We start from the raw sequence: 17,417 nt of genomic DNA on the forward strand, positions 1-17,417 counted from the left end.
TGCGTACGCTTACGCGTGGTCGCCGATCACGTTGATCGTGACGTCGACGACGACGTCCGTATGCAGCGCGACCTGAACGACGTGCTCGCCGATCATCTTCAGCGGGCCTTCCGGCATGCGAACTTGCAGCTTCTCGACTTCGAAACCTGCCTTCTTCAGCAGTTCCGCGACGTCGCCGTTCGTGACCGAGCCGAACAGACGGCCGTCGACACCCGACTTCTGCGTGATTTCGAACGACTGGCCGTTCAGCTTCTCGCCGACTGCCTGCGATGCCGCCAGCTTTTCAGCGGCGATCTTTTCGAGTTCAGCGCGGCGAACTTCGAATTCGGCGATCGCTTCCTTCGTTGCACGGCGAGCCTTGCGGTTCGGGATCAGGAAGTTGCGAGCGTAACCGTCCTTGACCTTGACGATATCGCCGAGGTTGCCCAGATTGGCGACTTTTTCCAACAGAATGATTTGCATTCGAATTCTCCTTATTGCGTCGCCTGATTACGCCTTGTGCTGATCGGTGTACGGCAGCAGCGCGAGGAAACGCGCACGCTTGATTGCCGTATCCAGCTGACGCTGATAGTGCGCCTTCGTACCCGTCAGACGAGCCGGCGTGATCTTGCCGTTTTCGCCGATGAAGTCCTTCAGCGTTTCCGTGTCCTTGTAGTCGATCTGCTCGACGCCGGCAGCCGTGAAACGGCAGAACTTCTTGCGCTTGAAGAGCGGGTTTTGTTGCTGACGACGCTTGTCGAATTTCTTACCAGTCGGGCGGGCCATGATTTCAGTCCTTTCCTATGTCCTGCAATGCAGTGATGTGAAACACCAAGGTTCTCGCGTTGCGGCTCTTCTTTGCCAGGAAGCCCGTGAACAGCGTTTCGACGCCCATTTCACGACGCTCCAGCTTGCCGCTCGCCTCACCGGCCGCCACCGCCTCGATCGTCATTTCGACCTGACGGGGAATGCCTGCTTCGACGACTTCCGTGCGGTGATGCAACGTGGCGCTTGCGATCGGAACACCCGCCGGCGTATATCGCACCGGTGCGCGTTCGACGACGCTTGCCGTCAATTGCAACCTGTTCACGTGAGTGACGCGCTCCTTGATGGCTTAATGAGTGACGAACTTAAGCCTGCGCTTCGGTCGGCTGAGCTGCAGCCGCCTTCTTGGCTTCTTCGCGCTGAACTTCCTTCATCATCGGCGACGGGCCGGTCTCGGCCTTTTTCATCTTGACGATGAGGTGGCGCAGCACGGCGTCGTTGAACTTGAACGCGTGTTCGAGTTCGTCGAGCGTCGTCTGGTCGCACTCGATGTTCATGCAGACGTAGTGAGCCTTCGCGAGTTTCTCGATCATGTAGGCCAGCTGGCGACGGCCCCAGTCTTCGACACGGTGGATCTGGCCGCCGTGCGTCGTGATCGTGGTCTTGTAACGCTCGATCATCGCGGGCACTTGCTCGCTTTGATCGGGGTGCACGATGAATACGATTTCGTAATGACGCATTACACACTCCTTGTGGATTAAAGCCACCCGGGCGTCTGAACCGGTGTGGCAAGTGAGAAGCCGAAGATTCTAACCCGGATACGAGGCGCACGCAACACCGATCGACGATTTCCGACCGGATTCGGCCATGTTTTCAACGACTTGAATGGGAATGGCGCCGACGGCCGGAACGACTGTCGGCGCGCCCGCTCAGGAATCGGGGGCGGAGCATCGCGCAGGGGTTACCGGCCGGCGACGCGGCCTGCCGTCACTCGCTGCGCGCCCCGCCCAGCCGCGCGTCGAGCGCCGTCCTGAACGCGGCCAGCGCCGACGGCTCGGCGTCGGTCACGGCCCACCACGTCATCCCGGCCGCCTCCCAGCGGTCGAGCGCATAGCCCTGCGACACGGTCGCGTACGGCGCGGTCTCCCGCCCACCGCCTGCCGGCCGCACATACACGTCGATCACGTGCTGCCGGTATCGGTAGACGAGCACCGCGACGCGGCGCCGCCCGACGTAATCGAGCCGGCCGCCCGCGAGCGGGAAGCCGCTCGCCGACAGGTCCTCGACCGGCGGCGCATAGTCGAGCCGGCCGTTGAACCAGGGCTTGACCGTATGCCGGTCGGTCGAGATCACGTCGATGTCGCGCGCCGACAGGCCCGCACGCACGTGGCTCGAGACCAGTTCGTCGACCGTCTGGCCGGTTTCCGCATGGCGGGCGGACAGCGCCATCCCGGCCGCCGCCGCGAGCGCGACCATCAGCGCCACACCCCAGCCAAGCCCGGGCAGCGCCGGGGCACGCGGCCCCGGCCCGGCAGGCACCGGGCGAGCCGATACGCCGCGGCCGGCCGGCCATGAGAACCAGCGGCGGCCGTTCGGTCGAGGCCGCGCCCGTGCCGGCGCGTCAGGTTCCGGCTCCGGGCGGGCTTGTCCGTGCTCCCACGTGCCGCCTGCCGCCGGCAGCGCCGCGAGGATGCTCGCCCGCAGCGCATCGGGCGCGCGGTGATAGTCGGCCTGCCGCACGGCCCGCCCCAGCGCGACGATCCGCTCGCGTTCGCGGCGGCACGCGTCGCACCCTTCGACATGCCGCTGGACGCGCAACGCATCGGGCGCCGACAGCTCGCGGTCGACGTCCGCGTCCAGCAACGCTCGCGTTTCGTTACAGTCCATCGATCGCCTCCGATGCGGTTCCGCTTGCCGACGCACGTCCCGGCGCGGGTTCGGACGCCGGCGCCTGCGTGCCGCCCAGCAGCGCGGCGAGCCGGCGCCGGCCGCGCGCAAGCCGCGACATCACGGTGCCGACCGGCACGTCGGCAATCGCCGCGATCTCGCGGTAACTCAAATCCTCCATCTCGCGCAGCACCAGCACCTCGCGATATTCGGGCGGCAGCTTCGCGAGCGCCGCGTTCACCAGTCGCACGCTCTCGCCGCGCAGCAGGTGCGCGAGCGGATCCTCCGCCGCCGGCTGCCAGTCATCGGGCACCGCCGTGTCGTCGAGCGTGTCGGGCAATTCGACCTCGTGCGCGTGGGTGCGGCGGCGCCACTCCGTGTACCAGGTGTGGCGCACGATCGTCAGCAGCCACGGCCGCGCGTTGTTGCCGCGGCACGAATCGACGAAGCGCAGCGCGCGCATGCACGCGTCCTGCACGACGTCGTCCGCATCGCCCGCATTGCCGCTCAGCCAGCGCGCGAGGTTGTACGCGGCGTCGAGATGCGGCAGCACGAGCGCGCGGAACCGCTCGCCGCGCGCGACCGCGTCGTCCTCTGCCCGTTCGTCGACCGCCTGTCCGGCTTGCCCCACATGACCTCCCTGGTCCCGGCGGCCGATGCCGCGCCCGTTCCGCGCCCGGTGCCCGGACAGACCGGCAGCATGCGCACTCGATGACCTTACCGCCGCTGCGTCGAGTTTATTCCCGCACGAAGCCGACGATGCGCAAAAAATTGCCGGGATGTGCCGCACCGGTCACGGCGTGCTGCTCCAGTATCCGGGGCGCGCATACGCTTCGCGCAGGTAATCGATGAAGTAGCGCACGCGCGCGGGCACGTAGCGCTGCTGCGGATAGACCGCGAGGATGTCGTAGTCCGGCAGCGCGTATTCGTCGAGCACCGTCTCGAGTTCGCCCGTTTCGAGCTGCGCGGCGATTTCCCAGGTCGAACGCCAGCCGAGCCCGAGGCTTTCCGCCACCCAGCGATGCAGCAGCTCGCCATCGTTGCAGTCGAGGTTGCCCGCCACCCGCATCGTCACGATCTTGCCGTGGCGCTGGAAATACCAGCCGCGGTTCTGGCCGCCCTGCAGGTTGAACGCGAGACAGTTGTGCCTGAGGAGGTCGTCGAGCGACTTTGGCCGGCCGTGGCGGCGGAAATAGTCGGGCGTGCCGCATACGACGCGCCGGTTCGACGCGAGCTTCACCGCGACGAAGTTCGGGTCGACCGAGCCGCCGATCCGGATCGACAGGTCGTAGCCTTCGCGCACGAGATCGACGACACGATCGGTCAGGTTGAACGACAGCTGCATTTCCGGCTTGTCGACGAGGAAACCGGGTGCATGCGGCGCGACGTGCTTGCGCCCGAACGCGGCCGGCGCGGACACGATCAGGTGCCCGCTGACCGCGCGCCGGCCGGCGGCCAGTTCGTTCTCGGCCTGGTCCCATTCGGACAGCAGCCCGCGACAGCGCTCGAGGAACGCCGCACCCTCCTCGCTGACCACCAGCCGCCGTGTCGAGCGGTACATCAGCTTCACGCCGAGGCGCTTCTCCAGCGCATCGATGCGCCGCCCGAGCACCACCGGCGACACGCCCTCCTCGAGCGCGGCCGCCGCGAGGCTGCCCGCATCCGCGACCCGCACGAACGTCTCGATCTGCTTGAAACGATCCATCTCCCGTCTCCGTCCCGGCTCCGACACCGGCGGGAAGCCCCATCCGGCCGTCATTCCATACTTTTAGTTTCGAAATAAGCGACTTCGGCTGATCTTATCAAACCTTTCCTGCGTCCCTAAAGTGTTCCCAACAGACCGATTCGCAAGATCCGCACATTCAAGGAGACATTCATGGCCAAGATGAGAGCCGTCGACGCAGCCGTACTCGTGCTCGAGAAGGAAGGCATCCAGACCGCGTTCGGCGTGCCGGGCGCAGCAATCAACCCGTTCTATTCCGCGATGCGCAAGTCGGGCGGCATCAGCCACGTGCTGGCCCGCCACGTCGAGGGTGCATCGCACATGGCCGAAGGCTTCACGCGTGCCGCACCGGGCAACATCGGCGTGTGTATCGGCACGTCGGGCCCCGCCGGCACCGACATGATCACCGGCCTGTACTCCGCGTCGGCCGACTCGATTCCGATCCTCGCGATCACGGGCCAGGCACCGCGTGCGCGCCTGTACAAGGAAGACTTCCAGGCCGTCGACATCGAGTCGATCGCGAAGCCCGTCACCAAATGGGCCGTCACCGTGCGCGAGCCGGCGCTCGTGCCGCGCGTGTTCCAGCAGGCCTTCCACCTGATGCGCTCGGGCCGTCCGGGCCCGGTGCTGGTCGACCTGCCGATCGACGTGCAGCTCGCCGAAATCGAATTCGACATCGACACGTACGAACCGCTGCCGGTCTACAAGCCCGCGGCGACCCGCGCACAGATCGAGAAGGCGCTCGCGATGCTCAACGACGCGGACAAGCCGCTGATCGTGTCGGGCGGCGGCGTGCTCAACGCGGCGGCCGAAGACCTGCTCGTCCAGTTCGCCGAAACGATCGGCGTGCCGGTGATCCCGACGCTGATGTCGTGGGGCGCGATTCCGGACGACCACCCGCTGATGGCCGGCATGGTCGGCCTGCAGACGTCGCACCGCTACGGCAACGCGACGATGCTCGCGTCCGACTTCGTGCTCGGCATCGGCAACCGCTGGGCGAACCGCCACACGGGCAGCGTCGAGGTCTACACGAAGGGCCGCAAGTTCGTGCACGTCGACATCGAGCCGACCCAGATCGGCCGCGTGTTCGGCCCGGATCTCGGCATCGTGTCCGACGCGAAGGCCGCACTCGAGCTGTTCGTCGCGGTCGCGCAGGAATGGAAGGCCGCCGGCAAGCTGAAGGACCGCAGCGCATGGGTGTCCGAGTGCCAGGCGCGCAAGCGCACGCTGCAGCGCAAGACCCACTTCGACAACGTGCCGGTCAAGCCGCAGCGCGTGTACGAAGAGATGAACAAGGTGTTCGGCCGCGATACGTGCTACGTCAGCACGATCGGCCTGTCGCAGATCGCCGCCGCACAGTTCCTGCACGTGTTCAAGGCACGCAACTGGATCAACTGCGGCCAGGCCGGCCCGCTCGGCTGGACGATCCCCGCCGCGCTCGGCGTGCGTGCCGCCGACCCGACCCGCCCTATCGTCGCGCTGTCCGGCGACTACGACTTCCAGTTCATGATCGAGGAGCTGGCCGCCGGCGCGCAATTCAAGCTGCCGTACGTGCACGTCGTCGTGAACAACTCGTACCTCGGGCTGATCCGCCAGGCCCAGCGTGCGTTCGACATGGACTACTGCGTGCAGCTCGCGTTCGACAACGTCAACGCACCGGAGCTGAACGGCTATGGCGTCGATCACGTGGCGGTGGCCGAAGGCCTCGGCTGCAAGGCGCTGCGCGTGTTCAAGCCGGAAGAGATCGAGCCGGCGCTGAAGCAGGCGCAAGCGCTCGCGGAAGAGTTCAGCGTGCCGGTGGTCGTCGAAGTGATCCTCGAGCGCGTGACGAACATCTCGATGGGCACCGAAATCGACGCGATCAACGAGTTCGAGGAACTCGCCGAAAAGGCCGAGCACGCGCCGACCGCGATCTCGATGCTCGACTGATCCGCACGACATTTTTTGACTGACCGACCGAAGAGGCTTAGCTCATGCCGAAGTTTGCTGCAAACCTGACCATGCTGTTCAACGAAGTGCCGTTCCTCGATCGCTTCAAGGCGGCCGCGGACGCGGGCTTCGACGCCGTCGAGTTCCTGTTCCCGTACCCGTACGCGAAAGAGGAACTCGCCGAGCGGCTCGAGACGCATCGCCTGCGCCTCGTGCTGCACAACCTGCCCGCCGGCAACTGGGACCAGGGCGAGCGCGGCATCGCGTGCCTGCCCGATCGCGTCGGCGAGTTCCAGGAAGGTGTGGGCCGTGCGATCGAGTACGCGAAAGCGCTGAAGGTGCCGCAGCTGAACTGCCTCGTCGGCATCCCGTCGGCGAGCACGGCGCGCGACAAGACCTTCGTCACGATCGTCGACAACCTGCGCTTCGCCGCCGACGCGTTGAAGCGCGAAGGCATCCGCCTGCTGGTCGAGCCGTGCAACAGCTTCGACATCCCGGGCTTCGCGCTGAACCGCTCGTCCGAAGGGCTCGACGTGATCCGCGCGGTCGGCTCGGACAACCTGTTCCTGCAGTACGACATCTATCACATGCAGCGCATGGAAGGCGAACTGGCCGCGACGATCGAACGCAATCTCGCATCGATCGGCCACGTCCAGCTCGCGGACAACCCGGGCCGCAACGAGCCGGGTACGGGCGAGATCAACTACGCGTTCCTGTTCGCGCTGCTCGACCGGCTCGGCTATGCCGGCTACGTCGGCTGCGAATACAAGCCGCGCACCACCACGACCGAAGGGCTCGGCTGGCTGCAGGACGTCGCCGGCTGCGCACCGGGCTCGGCGCGTCGCGCCGCCTGAGATCCGCCCTTCCCGCATACGCCCCTACAAGGAGACTTTCACATGGCAACCATCGGTTTCATCGGCCTCGGCATCATGGGCGCGCACATGGCGCGCAACCTGCTCAAGGGGGATCATCAGCTCGTCGTGAACGGTGCGTTCCCGATCCCGGACGACCTGCGCGCGAGCGCGAAGGTCGTCGCGAACTCGACCGAAGTCGCGCAGAACGCCGACATCATCATCTCGATGGTGCCGGACACGCCCGACGTGCGTAACGTGCTGTTCGCCGATGACGGCGTAGCGAAGGGCCTGACGGCCGGCAAGCTCGTGATCGACATGAGCTCGATCTCGCCGCTCGACACGCAGGAATTCGCGAAGCAGATCAACGCGCTCGGCTGCGACTACCTCGACGCGCCGGTGTCCGGCGGCGAAGTCGGCGCCCGCGAAGCGACGCTGACGATCATGGTCGGCGGCCCGGAGCAGGCGTTCGAGCGCGCGAAGCCGCTGTTCGAGAAGATGGGCAAGAACATCACGCTCGTCGGCGACAACGGCGCGGGCCAGACCTGCAAGGTCGCGAACCAGATCATCGTCGCGCTGAACATCGAGGCGGTCGGCGAAGCGCTGCTGTTCGCCGCCCGCTCGGGCGCCGATCCGGAGCGCGTGCGCCAGGCGCTGATGGGCGGCTTCGCGGCCTCGCGCATCCTCGAAGTGCACGGCGCGCGCATGACGAAGCGCACGTTCGATCCGGGCTTCCGCATCGAGCTGCATCAGAAGGACCTGAACCTCGCGCTCGACGGCGCACGCAAGCTCGGCCTCGCGCTGCCGCACACGGCGAGCGCGCAGCAACTGTTCAGCGTGTGCGCATCGCACGGCGGCAAGGCATGGGATCACTCGGCACTCGTGCGTGCGCTCGAGATCATGTCGAACTTCGAGATCGGCCAGACGCCGGCCGCGTAACACGGACGCAACGGCGCGCGTTTCGCTGCAACGGCGAACGCGCGCGACGAACACACGCGATCCGGCCGTGGCCGGTCGCATCGATGCGCGCCGATGCGCGCATCACGGTGGGGCGCCCCGCCGCGTATCGCTGAAACGCGTGCGCGACGAGGCGAAAAACGCCGCTCTGGGCTGAGAGCGGCGTGGTGGGGTCCGCAGCGGCACCCGGCGGCGCCGGGGAAGCCTTGGTCGGTCAGACGTCGTCGTCGGGTGTCCGCCTGTCGGATTTCGCGTATAACATTTCTTTACGTTCACGCGTGCGATTTTTCATGCAATCGTCGTGATGAACGCCTACACTTTCGCCACGCCTTTCGAGAAATCCGCCGCGCTTGCGCTCACTCCGGTGACCGCGCCCAGCGCGGTGTTTTTTTCGCCACTTCACGGCGCGTTTTCTTTTCAACCACCTAGGGAGTGCAGCGATGGGTCTTCTTTCGTTTATCAAAGAGGCGGGTGAAAAACTGCTGGGTCATGCCGATGCGCAAGCAGCGGAAGATCCGAATGCCGCGAACCAGACCGCGGCCGATGCGATCAAGAACTACATCAACACGCAAGGTCTCGACACGTCGAACCTGACCGTCGCGTTCGACGGCGCATCGCGCACCGTCACGCTGTCGGGCAGCGTCGCGGATCTCGACGCGAAGGCGAAGGTCAAGGTCGCGGCCGGCAACGTGCAAGGCGTCGCGGGCGTCAACGACGACGATCTGCAGCCGGACGATGCGGAAATTCAGTACCACGACGTCAAGCCGGGCGACACGCTGTCGGCGATCGCCAAGGAAGTGTATGGCGACGCGAACAAGTACCCGGCGATCTTCGAGGCGAACAAGCCGATGCTGTCGAGCCCGGACCGGATCTATCCCGGCCAGAAGCTCGTGATTCCGCCGCAGTCCTGAGCAATCGCGCAGCACTGACGCAAAAATGGCAGGCCATCGGCCTGCCATTTTTATGCGCGCCGCGTGCCGCCCGGTCGGCGGCCATCGGTCACAGCGTGTCAAATGCGCGTTGCAACGCATCGCGCGCGTGAATGCCGTTCGCGAGCGCGAGCATCAGCAGCACGCGTGCCTTGAACGGACTCAGCGACCCGGCACTCACGAAACCGAGCGCATCGTCGTTCGCGGCGCCATTGCGCATCACGTGCCCCGAGCCGACGCGCGACGCGCGCACCACGGCAACACCCGCGTTCACCGCATCAATGAGCGCCGCCTGAAGCGTCACATGGATCGACCCGTTGCCGGTGCCCGCGACGACGAGGCCGCGCACGCCGGCCGCGACGAGCGCGTCGACGGCCGTGCGCGTCACGCCCGCATAGCTCGCGACGACTTCGACCGGCGGCCACGCCGCGGCGATCGCCAGTTGCACATCACGCGAGCGCGTCACGCGGCGCGCGAATTCGACGCGGCCGTCCTGCACCCAGCCGAGCGCGCCCAGCTCCGGCGACTGGAATGCGTCGACCGCGTAGGTGCTCGTCTTCACGACGTCGCGCGCGCCATGGATCCGGTTGTTGAACGCGACGAGCACGCCCTGCCCGCGCGCGGCCGGGTGAGCGGCGACCGTCACCGCATTCAGCAGGTTCAGCGGGCCGTCGGACGACAGCGCGGTGGCCGGCCGCATCGCGGCCGTCAGCACGACCGGCTTGTCGCCGGTCACGACCAGATGCAGCGCGTACGCGGTTTCCTCGAGCGTGTCGGTACCGTGGGTGATCACGATGCCGTCGATCGCCGGATCGGCCATCAGCACGTCGATGCGCGCGGCGAGCGTATTCCACAGCGGGAGCGCGAGATCCTTGCTGTCGATGCTGGCGACCTGCTCGGCGTCGATGCGCGCGACCGACGCGAGCGCCGGCACCGCATCGACCAGGAAATTGACGCCGAGCGCGCCGGCCTGATAGCCGGCCGTGCTGGCGGCGTCCGGCGCGGCGCCGGCGATCGTGCCGCCGGTGGCGAGTACGGCAATGCGCGGCAGGGCCGGCGCGAACGAAGGAGATGCAAGATTCGGAGTATTCATGGCCGCGATTGTAATGGTTCGCGGCCGGCGGCCGGTAGGTACGGCCGGAGCCGGACACCTGGCGTCATGGTTTGTCCCGATCGCCGCCGGGCGCGCGCCGTCAACGGCCACGCCGCCCGCCGCGTTATAGGAATGCCGTTTTGGTGTTTTCACATTGATTTGCCATAATCGGAGCGCGCGGCGCGATGTGGCCCTGTTCCCGTTGCGCCGGGCTTCGTGGCGGCGTCGATATAAAACGCAATTCACCCCATGGGAGTGTCGAAATGAAAATCCAATCGCTCGTAGCCGCGGTGCTTCTCGGCGGCATGCTGGCTTCCCCCGCTTTCGCGGCGAACAGCCAGCAGGACAAGATGAAGGCCTGCAACACCCAGGCCGCAGGCAAGACGGGCGACGAACGCAAGGCGTTCATGAAGGACTGCCTGTCGGCCAAGCCCGCGAAGAAGATGTCGCAGCAGGAAAAGATGAAGGCCTGTAACACCCAGGCCGCCGACAAGAAGGGCGACGACCGCAAGGCGTTCATGAAGAGCTGCCTGAGCAGCCAGCCGGCCGCCTGAGTTCCGGCGCTCCCGCACGAATGCCGCGCTCCGCTTCAGCGGGCGCGGCATTTTTGTTTTCGTTGCATGCGCATCGACGCGTGCGATGACACCGGATGCGTTGCCGTACCATCCGGCTGCCGGCACCGTCGCTGCCGCCGTCGCGACACGCGCCGCCGCCTTCCCGCCCCGCTTCCCCCGCACGCCGTATAAATGCCGCCACATGGTGCGGCAATTCGCCGCGATTTCTTCTATGATGGCTGCAACGCGGCCCATCCAAGTACAAGAAGCGCCATCGGGCCGCCCTCGAGACGGACGCGCACGCCGCGTCAAACGGAGGCATGGATGGCATGGAGACAACACCGCTGGTTCCGCCGCTGGCTGATCGTGATCGTGTTCTGGGCCGTGCCCGTCGCGATCGTCGCCGTGCGCGAAATCCGCGAGGAAATGGCGTACAACAAAGCCGACCTGCAACTCGCGCTGACCACCTGGCAGCTCACCGATGCGCAGCAGGCGGCCGGCGCCGCCGCGAAGTGCCACGGGGATCCTGACGCGGCGCGCGCGGCCGGCTGCCCGGCCGACGTGCTGGCCGCCAACGCGGCACGCCAGCAGGCGGCCCGCGACGAATACGTGGTGCGCCGCAATACGCTCGCCGGTTATCTGTGGCACGCGTTCGTCGGCTACTGGGTCGTGCCGGCCGCGTTCCTGTTCGCGTGCGGGGTCGTGATCGCGCTGATCCGGCGCGCGCTGCGGCGCCCGCCGATCAAGCCACCCGCCCCGCCGGTGCCGCCCGTCACGCATTGACGCACGCCGTCCCGCGCCTGGTTTCCGTTTTTCCTGCCCGCCGTCGGCCGCGCGCGATGCGCCGGCGTGCGCGCGCCGATTTTTCCGTTGGCACGCCGCGACATTCTCCCGACGATTTGACGCTTTTTCACGCGGCAACGAAATGAGGCTGTAATCCGCTGTGATATAACTGCCGACGTGATCCGCTCCTTGAGCGAAGCTCACTCCGAACATCACCCGATGGAGAAGAACGATGCAAAAACGGAATCTTGTGCTGAAAGCCGCCGCGGCGCTGATCGTCGGCAGCCTTGCGCTCACCGGTTGCACCACCACCCCCGACAAGCCCGACAATGCGGCGACCAACGCGTCGAAGCGTCAGGCGATCGACTCGAGCGTCGATGCAACGCTGTCGCGCATGTATTCCACGGTCAAGGGTTCGCGTGAACTCGTCGCGAAATCGCGCGGCGTGCTGGTCTTCCCCGACGTGATCCAGGCCGGCTTCATCGTCGGCGGCCAGACCGGCAACGGCGCGCTGCGCGTCGGCGGCAGCACGGTCGGCTACTACAACACGTCGTCGCTGTCGGTCGGCCTGCAGGCCGGCGCGCAGTCGAAGGCGATCGTGTTCCTGTTCATGACGCAGGAAGCGCTCGACGAATTCCGCGGCTCGGACGGCTGGGCAGCCGGCGCCGGCGCATCGGTCGCGCTCGTGAAGATGGGCGCGAACGGCGCGGTCGACACGACCACGGCCACCGCGCCGGTCCAGGTCATCGTGCTGACCAATGCCGGCCTGATGGGCGACGTGTCGATCAACGGCACGAAGGTCACGAAGCTGAAGATCTGACGCGGCGGCGTCCTCGCCCGTGCGCACCGCGCGCGGGCGACATGCAAACGGCGATGTCCTTGCGGGCATCGCCGTTTTTTCATCCGTGCACACCGCGCGTCAGGTCGTCGAATCGATCACCTTGAAGCGCGAGCGCTTCTGCGCACGAATCAGCGACTGGTACACGTCGACGTACTGCTGCGCCATCCGCCGCGACGTGAAGCGCTCCTCGAAGCGCTGCCGCACGCGTGCGCGCGGCAACAGGTGCAGCCGGTTCACGGCGGCCACCGCGCTGATCTCGTCCTCGACGATGAAGCCCGACACGCCCTCGTCCACCACTTCCGGCACCGCGCCGCGATTGAACGCGATCACCGGCGTGCCGCACGACATCGCCTCGATCATCACCAGCCCGAATGGCTCCGGCCAGTCGATCGGAAACAGCAGCGCATGCGCGCCCGACAGGAATTCGGCCTTCTGGTGGTCAGCGATCTCGCCGATGTATTCGACGTGCGGCAGCGCGAACAGCGGCTCGATCTCCCGTTCGAAGTATTCCTGGTCAGCCGCGTCGATCTTCGCGGCGATCCGGATCGGCAGCCCGCACTGGCGCGCGATGCGGATCGCGGTGTCGACCCGTTTCTCCGGGGAGATGCGGCCGAGGAACGCGAGATAGCGCGGCTCGACGGGCTGCGGCAGATACAGCGTGTCGGGCAGCCCGTGGTACACGGTCGTCAGCCATTTCGCCTGCGGCAGCGGCTGGCGCTGCGAATTCGAGATCGAGATCACCGGCGCGGTGTTGAACGTATCGAACACCGGCTGCTGCTCGGGCAGGTCGAGCCGGCCGTGCAGCGTCGTCACGAATGGCGTCTCCTGCCGGTTGAAGACCGAAAACGAGTAGTAGTCCATGTGGAAATGGAGCACGTCGAAGTCCTTCGCACGGCGCGCGACCGTCTCCATCAGCAGCATGTGCGGCGCGACGCGGTCGCGGATCGACGAGTCGAGCCGCAGCGCGCGCGGCCACACCGGTTCGAGCCTGGCCCGGGTTGTCGAATCGCCGCTGGCGAACAGCGTCACGTCATGGCCGAGGTCGACGAGCGCCTCGGTGATGTAGGACACGACGCGCTCCGTGCCGCCGTACAGCTTCGGCGGCACGGATTCGGTCAGCGGGGCGATCTGGGCAATTCTCATGGTCCACGTCTCCTGTGTCCTCGGTCGGCCGGCACCGGGGCCGTGCGCACCTGCGGCTCCGTGCAGCGCGCGGCCGGCATCGCGCCGGCCGAATATCTCATTATTATTCGCGATTCCGATGCCCGTCAGCACCGGCCTTTCATTTTATGGGGGTTGTTACAGACCGGATACATTCGCGCTCAGGGCCGCCAGAACCGCATCGGCACAGCCGGACCGGCGCCGCGGGCTACCGGCGGCTTGCCGCCGACGCGGCCGCACGCACACCGCCACGCCCGTCAGCGTGACGGCCACTTCCACGGCGGCAGGTCGCGCGTGTCCGCATCGACGAGCACGGTCGCGCCGAGCTGCTTGTCGAGCACGAGCGACTCGCAGCCGGCCTCGCGTTCGAGCGTCGCGATGAGCCGCGCCGCGTGCGACACGACCAGCACCTGCGAACGCCGCGCGGCCTGGGCGATCAGGCGGCCGAGCGCCGGCAGCAGATCGGGATGCAGGCTCGTCTCCGGTTCGTTCAGCACCATCAGCGCGGGCGGCCGCGCCGTCAGCAGCGCGGCCGCGAGCAGCAGGTAGCGCAGCGTCCCGTCCGACAGCTCGGCGGCCGACAGCGGCCGCAGCAGCCCCGGCTGGCGCATCAGCACGTCGAAGCGGCCGCGGCCGCCCGGGTTGTCGATGTCGATCGACGCGCCGGGGAACGCGTCGTCGATCGCCGCATCGAGCGCGGCGGCGTCGCCAATCTCGCGGATCGTCTGCAGCGCGGCGGCCAGGTCGGCACCGTCGTCCGCCAGCACCGGCGTGTGGGTGCCGATGTGCGACTGCCGGGCCGGCGCCTGAGCATCGGTCCGGAAATGATCATAGAAGCGCCACGACCGGATCCGCTCGCGCACCGCGATCATCTCCGGCGCGCCGACCGGATCGGCGAACTCGGTCATCATGCTGTCGAAGCTCGCGACCGGCTGCGGCACCGTGTGCCAGTCGCCCGATCCGGTGCGCGTGCGAATCTGCGCACCCTGCCGGTCGACCAGCAGCGTCGACGGGCGCAGCAGCGCGCCGCCCCAGATGCATTCGCGCTTCACGACGGGGTCGAGCGCGAACTGTGAACGGCTCGGGACCGGCAGGCCGAGATCGATCGCATAGCCGAAATCGTCGCAAGCGAAGCCGAGCTTGAGGCTCACCGGCCCGTTGCGCACCGTGCCGGTCACCGGCGCGTCGCCGCTCAGCATCGAACGCGAAAAGCGTTCGGGGCCGGCCCACAGCGTCGACGGCAGCCCACCCTCGCGCGCGAGCGACGGGATCACGCGGCCCTGCGCGGTGTCGGCAAGCAGCCGCAGCGCACGGTACACGCTCGACTTGCCGCTGCCGTTCGGCCCCGTGACGACGGTGAGCGCCGCGAGCGGCACGAACAGCTCGCGCAGCGAGCGGTAGTTAGCGATGGCGAGCGTCTTCAGCGCGGTCATGGCGTCAATGGCAGCACGTAACGGGTAATGGGGTAACGGCGCGCGTTCAGCGGCCTTCGGCGGCCCTCGGATCGGCCGCGGTGTTGGCCGCCGTGCTGGCGGCGGGCGCCCGCGCATGCGGCCGTTCGGGACTCGGCTCGCCCGGCGCCGAATCGTGCGGATACAGCTCCATCCGGCTGCGCGGCAGGCATTGCGGAAAACGCGCCTGCAGGTACGCGATCAGGCCCTCGCGCACGCGGCAGCGCAGGTCCCAGCAAGCCGACGAGTCGACCGCGCTGACGAGCGCGCGCAGCTGCATCGTGCGCTCGGTCGCGTCGGTCACCTGCAGCACCTGCACGCGGCCGTCCCACTCGGGCGCCGCGTGGACGAGCCGCGCGAGCTCCTCGCGCAGCGGCGCGAGCGGCGTGCGGTAGTCGACCGACAGGTACACCGTGCCGATGATCTCCGAGCTGCTGCGCGTCCAGTTCGTGAACGGGTTTTCGATGATCCACTGCAGCGGGACGACGAGCCGGCGCTGGTCCCACAGCCGCACCGACACGAACGAGCCAGTGATTTCCTCGATGCGGCCCCATTCGCCCTGGATCACGACGACGTCGTCGAGCCGGATCGGCTGGGTGAGCGCGATCTGCAGCCCGGCGATCAGGTTGCCGAGCACCGGCCGCGCGGCGATACCGGCAACCAGCCCCGCGACGCCCGCCGACGCCAGCAGGCTCGCACCGATCTGCCGCACGTTCGGGAACGTCATCAACGCGGCACCCGTGCCGATGATCACGATGAGTACCATCACGGTGCGCACGAGCACCTTGGCCTGCGTGTGGACGCGCCGCGCGTGGAGGTTGTCGGCCGCATCCATCGGATGGGCCCGGACGATCGCATCGCCGACCCCGGCCACGAGCCGCACCAGCAGCCAGGTCAGCGACACGATGGAGCCGACCGCGGCTGCGGTACGCATTCCGCGTACGAACGACATGCCGTCGTCCGCCTGGACCCACAGGAATTCCAGCGCCAGCAGTCCGAGCGTGACGAGCGACGATTTGTCGATGTAGCGCAGGATCACGGTCATCAGCGGATACGGCTGCGCGATCCGCTTGACGATGCGCGCACCGAGACGATGCACGATCACGACGACGAGTACGACGATGACCGACACGCACAGCGTGCCGAGCCACGTATGCAGCGGCGCATCGGCGATGCGCCGCACTTCCTCGATTGAAATCATCGGCGCCCGGGATACTTCGGTTGTGAGACGCAGCGGCCTCGTCCAGGATGCGTCGGCGACGTCCGGGCGACGCGCGCCCGGACCGGCATCAGATCAGTTGCCGCTCCTGCACGGAAACGCCTTGCCGAGACCGAGCGACACCGCGGTGCTCGCGTTGTAGTCGGCCAGCTTCGGGTTCTCCGCGATGTACTTGCGCACCGCGTCGGTCATCTGCTGCGCCCGGATGTCGGGCGGCAGGCAGAAATACTGCCCGACGCGCGGCCCTGTGGTGCCGCCGATCGCGTCGATCGTGTTGTAGACGCCATCGGCGGCGCCCTCGATGTAGGCCGCGCACGACGCCCGCGACTTGACGTCCGTCTTCGCGCACAGCCGGTCGAGATCCGCGCCCGTGAAAGCCGCCGCCGACAACGGCACGGCAAACGCCGCGGCACAAAACATAGCCCGCAACATGGTGTTCCTTATGTCAATGCGGCCTCGGGCCGCTTGCTGCGCTGACCGGCGCGGCGGCCGGACGCCCGCTGCCGGCCGGAATCCGGCCGGCCGGGCGCTGCGCCGCCGCGCCGAAACCCTCATTTTGCACTCTTTTGCGCATCTGCCGGCGCCGACGCGCCGACCCGCACCGTCCGCTTGCTCAGGATGTCGATCGCGTCCGGCGCCTTGTAGTGCTTCGCGAACTCGAGCGCGGTGATGCCGAGCTGGTTCTTCACCTGCGGATCGGCACCCTGGTCGAGCAGCAGGTTGACCGTCGTCGCGTGGTTGCCGCGCGCGGCCATCATCAGCGGCGTCGTGCCGTTCGGCGACGCGGTGTCGATATACGCGTCGTGGTCGAGCAGGATCCTGACGACCTCGTCCTGGCCGTTGGTGGCCGCGTAGTGCAGCGGCGCCCAGCCCTTCTTGCTGACTTCCGCGCCCTTGTCGATCAGCAGCTTGACGAGCCCGACGTCGCCGTTCAGCGACGCGAGCATCAGCGCGTTCTCGCCGGCCTTGTCTTCCTTCTCGAGGTCGACGTTCGGCGTCGTGGCGATCGCCGCGGCAACCTTGTCGGACTTTTCGCGCGCGGCGATCACCAGGATCGGGTCGCCGTTCGGCGCGAGCGTGTTCGGATCGAGCTTGCCGCTCTTGAGCTGCTTGCCGATGTCGGCGATGTCGTCGAACTTGACCGCCTTGACGATCGCGTCGAGCGACTCGGCATGCGCGCCGGCGGCGGCAAACAGGCCGCTCGCGACGAGCGCGGCGGCGACGAGTGCGCGCTTGGGCAGGTATGTGGTCGGCTTCGTCATTGTTGTGGGCTCCTTCCCTGGGTTGTCGGCTGG

At 67.3% G+C, this 17,417-nt stretch carries 20 protein-coding genes; 7 read left to right on the top strand and 13 right to left on the bottom strand.

The window, feature by feature from the left end:
* Positions 1-9: 9 nt before the first annotated feature.
* The 7 genes from rplI to DIE06_RS13845 all read right to left on the bottom strand — a co-directional run bounded on the left by rplI (position 10) and on the right by DIE06_RS13845 (position 4,336).
* Entirely contained in the window at positions 10-462 is a 453-nt protein-coding gene (gene rplI / locus DIE06_RS13815) for a 50S ribosomal protein L9 (protein WP_124661891.1), read from the bottom strand.
* Positions 463-489: 27 nt separating this feature from the next.
* Complete coding sequence (gene rpsR / locus DIE06_RS13820) at positions 490-765, bottom strand: 30S ribosomal protein S18 (protein WP_004193360.1); 276 nt, start codon at positions 763-765, stop codon at positions 490-492.
* A gap of 4 nt (positions 766-769) precedes the next feature.
* Positions 770-1,069 (bottom strand): primosomal replication protein N, encoded by a 300-nt coding sequence (gene priB / locus DIE06_RS13825; protein WP_031399239.1) that lies wholly within the window; start codon positions 1,067-1,069, stop codon positions 770-772.
* 40 nt (positions 1,070-1,109) lie between these two features.
* Positions 1,110-1,484, bottom strand: a complete 375-nt coding sequence (gene rpsF, locus DIE06_RS13830) for a 30S ribosomal protein S6 (RefSeq protein ID WP_006755436.1) — start codon at positions 1,482-1,484, stop codon at positions 1,110-1,112.
* Between the two features lie 247 nt (positions 1,485-1,731).
* Positions 1,732-2,631, bottom strand: a complete 900-nt coding sequence (locus DIE06_RS13835; protein WP_124661892.1) for an anti-sigma factor — start codon at positions 2,629-2,631, stop codon at positions 1,732-1,734.
* Entirely contained in the window at positions 2,621-3,262 is a 642-nt protein-coding gene (locus DIE06_RS13840) for an RNA polymerase sigma factor (protein ID WP_124661893.1), read from the bottom strand. The genes DIE06_RS13835 and DIE06_RS13840 overlap by 11 nt, the downstream gene beginning before the upstream one ends.
* A 162-nt stretch (positions 3,263-3,424) precedes the next feature.
* A complete protein-coding gene (locus DIE06_RS13845; RefSeq protein WP_124614508.1) occupies positions 3,425-4,336 on the bottom strand; it encodes a LysR family transcriptional regulator in 912 nt (303 codons plus the stop codon).
* 171 nt (positions 4,337-4,507) lie between these two features.
* Here DIE06_RS13845 and gcl point away from each other — a divergent pair, with 171 nt between their 5' ends.
* The 4 genes from gcl to lysM all read left to right on the top strand — a co-directional run bounded on the left by gcl (position 4,508) and on the right by lysM (position 9,002).
* On the top strand, positions 4,508-6,283 hold the full coding sequence (gcl, locus tag DIE06_RS13850) for a glyoxylate carboligase (RefSeq protein ID WP_124661894.1): 1,776 nt from the start codon (positions 4,508-4,510) through the stop codon (positions 6,281-6,283).
* A gap of 44 nt (positions 6,284-6,327) precedes the next feature.
* Positions 6,328-7,137 carry a hydroxypyruvate isomerase gene (gene hyi / locus DIE06_RS13855; protein ID WP_124614510.1) on the top strand — a complete coding sequence of 270 codons (810 nt, stop codon included), beginning with the start codon at positions 6,328-6,330 and terminating at the stop codon, positions 7,135-7,137.
* 42 nt (positions 7,138-7,179) lie between these two features.
* Positions 7,180-8,073, top strand: coding sequence for a 2-hydroxy-3-oxopropionate reductase (locus DIE06_RS13860; protein WP_014896847.1), 894 nt, complete (start codon positions 7,180-7,182; stop codon positions 8,071-8,073).
* A 458-nt stretch (positions 8,074-8,531) separates the two neighbouring features.
* Positions 8,532-9,002: a peptidoglycan-binding protein LysM gene (lysM, locus tag DIE06_RS13870; protein WP_124661895.1), complete on the top strand. Its 471-nt coding sequence runs from the start codon at positions 8,532-8,534 to the stop codon at positions 9,000-9,002.
* A gap of 88 nt (positions 9,003-9,090) precedes the next feature.
* Here the strand turns inward: lysM and DIE06_RS13875 are convergent, their stop codons facing one another.
* Positions 9,091-10,113, bottom strand: a complete 1,023-nt coding sequence (locus DIE06_RS13875; protein ID WP_124661896.1) for an asparaginase — start codon at positions 10,111-10,113, stop codon at positions 9,091-9,093.
* 263 nt (positions 10,114-10,376) lie between these two features.
* On the opposite strand from DIE06_RS13875, the gene DIE06_RS13880 reads away from it, so the two are divergent.
* The 3 genes from DIE06_RS13880 (at position 10,377) to DIE06_RS13890 (ending at position 12,270) form a co-directional block, all read left to right on the top strand.
* Positions 10,377-10,667 carry a PsiF family protein gene (locus DIE06_RS13880; protein ID WP_044843641.1) on the top strand — a complete coding sequence of 97 codons (291 nt, stop codon included), beginning with the start codon at positions 10,377-10,379 and terminating at the stop codon, positions 10,665-10,667.
* Between the two features lie 324 nt (positions 10,668-10,991).
* Positions 10,992-11,450, top strand: a complete 459-nt coding sequence (locus DIE06_RS13885) for a hypothetical protein (RefSeq protein WP_185733402.1) — start codon at positions 10,992-10,994, stop codon at positions 11,448-11,450.
* A 232-nt stretch (positions 11,451-11,682) separates the two neighbouring features.
* Positions 11,683-12,270 carry a YSC84-related protein gene (locus DIE06_RS13890; protein ID WP_059449922.1) on the top strand — a complete coding sequence of 196 codons (588 nt, stop codon included), beginning with the start codon at positions 11,683-11,685 and terminating at the stop codon, positions 12,268-12,270.
* Positions 12,271-12,369: 99 nt separating this feature from the next.
* Here the strand turns inward: DIE06_RS13890 and DIE06_RS13895 are convergent, their stop codons facing one another.
* The 5 genes from DIE06_RS13895 to DIE06_RS13920 form a co-directional block, all read right to left on the bottom strand.
* Positions 12,370-13,434, bottom strand: coding sequence for a glycosyltransferase family 4 protein (locus tag DIE06_RS13895; RefSeq protein WP_124661897.1), 1,065 nt, complete (start codon positions 13,432-13,434; stop codon positions 12,370-12,372).
* A 275-nt stretch (positions 13,435-13,709) separates the two neighbouring features.
* Entirely contained in the window at positions 13,710-14,885 is a 1,176-nt protein-coding gene (locus DIE06_RS13900) for an AAA family ATPase (RefSeq protein WP_124661898.1), read from the bottom strand.
* 46 nt (positions 14,886-14,931) lie between these two features.
* Positions 14,932-16,104, bottom strand: a complete 1,173-nt coding sequence (locus DIE06_RS13905; protein WP_124661899.1) for a mechanosensitive ion channel family protein — start codon at positions 16,102-16,104, stop codon at positions 14,932-14,934.
* Positions 16,105-16,197: 93 nt separating this feature from the next.
* Positions 16,198-16,554 carry a Rap1a/Tai family immunity protein gene (locus tag DIE06_RS13915; protein WP_006485939.1) on the bottom strand — a complete coding sequence of 119 codons (357 nt, stop codon included), beginning with the start codon at positions 16,552-16,554 and terminating at the stop codon, positions 16,198-16,200.
* Between the two features lie 119 nt (positions 16,555-16,673).
* Positions 16,674-17,384 carry an ankyrin repeat domain-containing protein gene (locus DIE06_RS13920; protein ID WP_124661901.1) on the bottom strand — a complete coding sequence of 237 codons (711 nt, stop codon included), beginning with the start codon at positions 17,382-17,384 and terminating at the stop codon, positions 16,674-16,676.
* Positions 17,385-17,417: the final 33 nt, after the last annotated feature.

Source organism: Burkholderia sp. Bp8998, from assembly GCF_003854235.1.
Classification (GTDB): domain Bacteria; phylum Pseudomonadota; class Gammaproteobacteria; order Burkholderiales; family Burkholderiaceae; genus Burkholderia.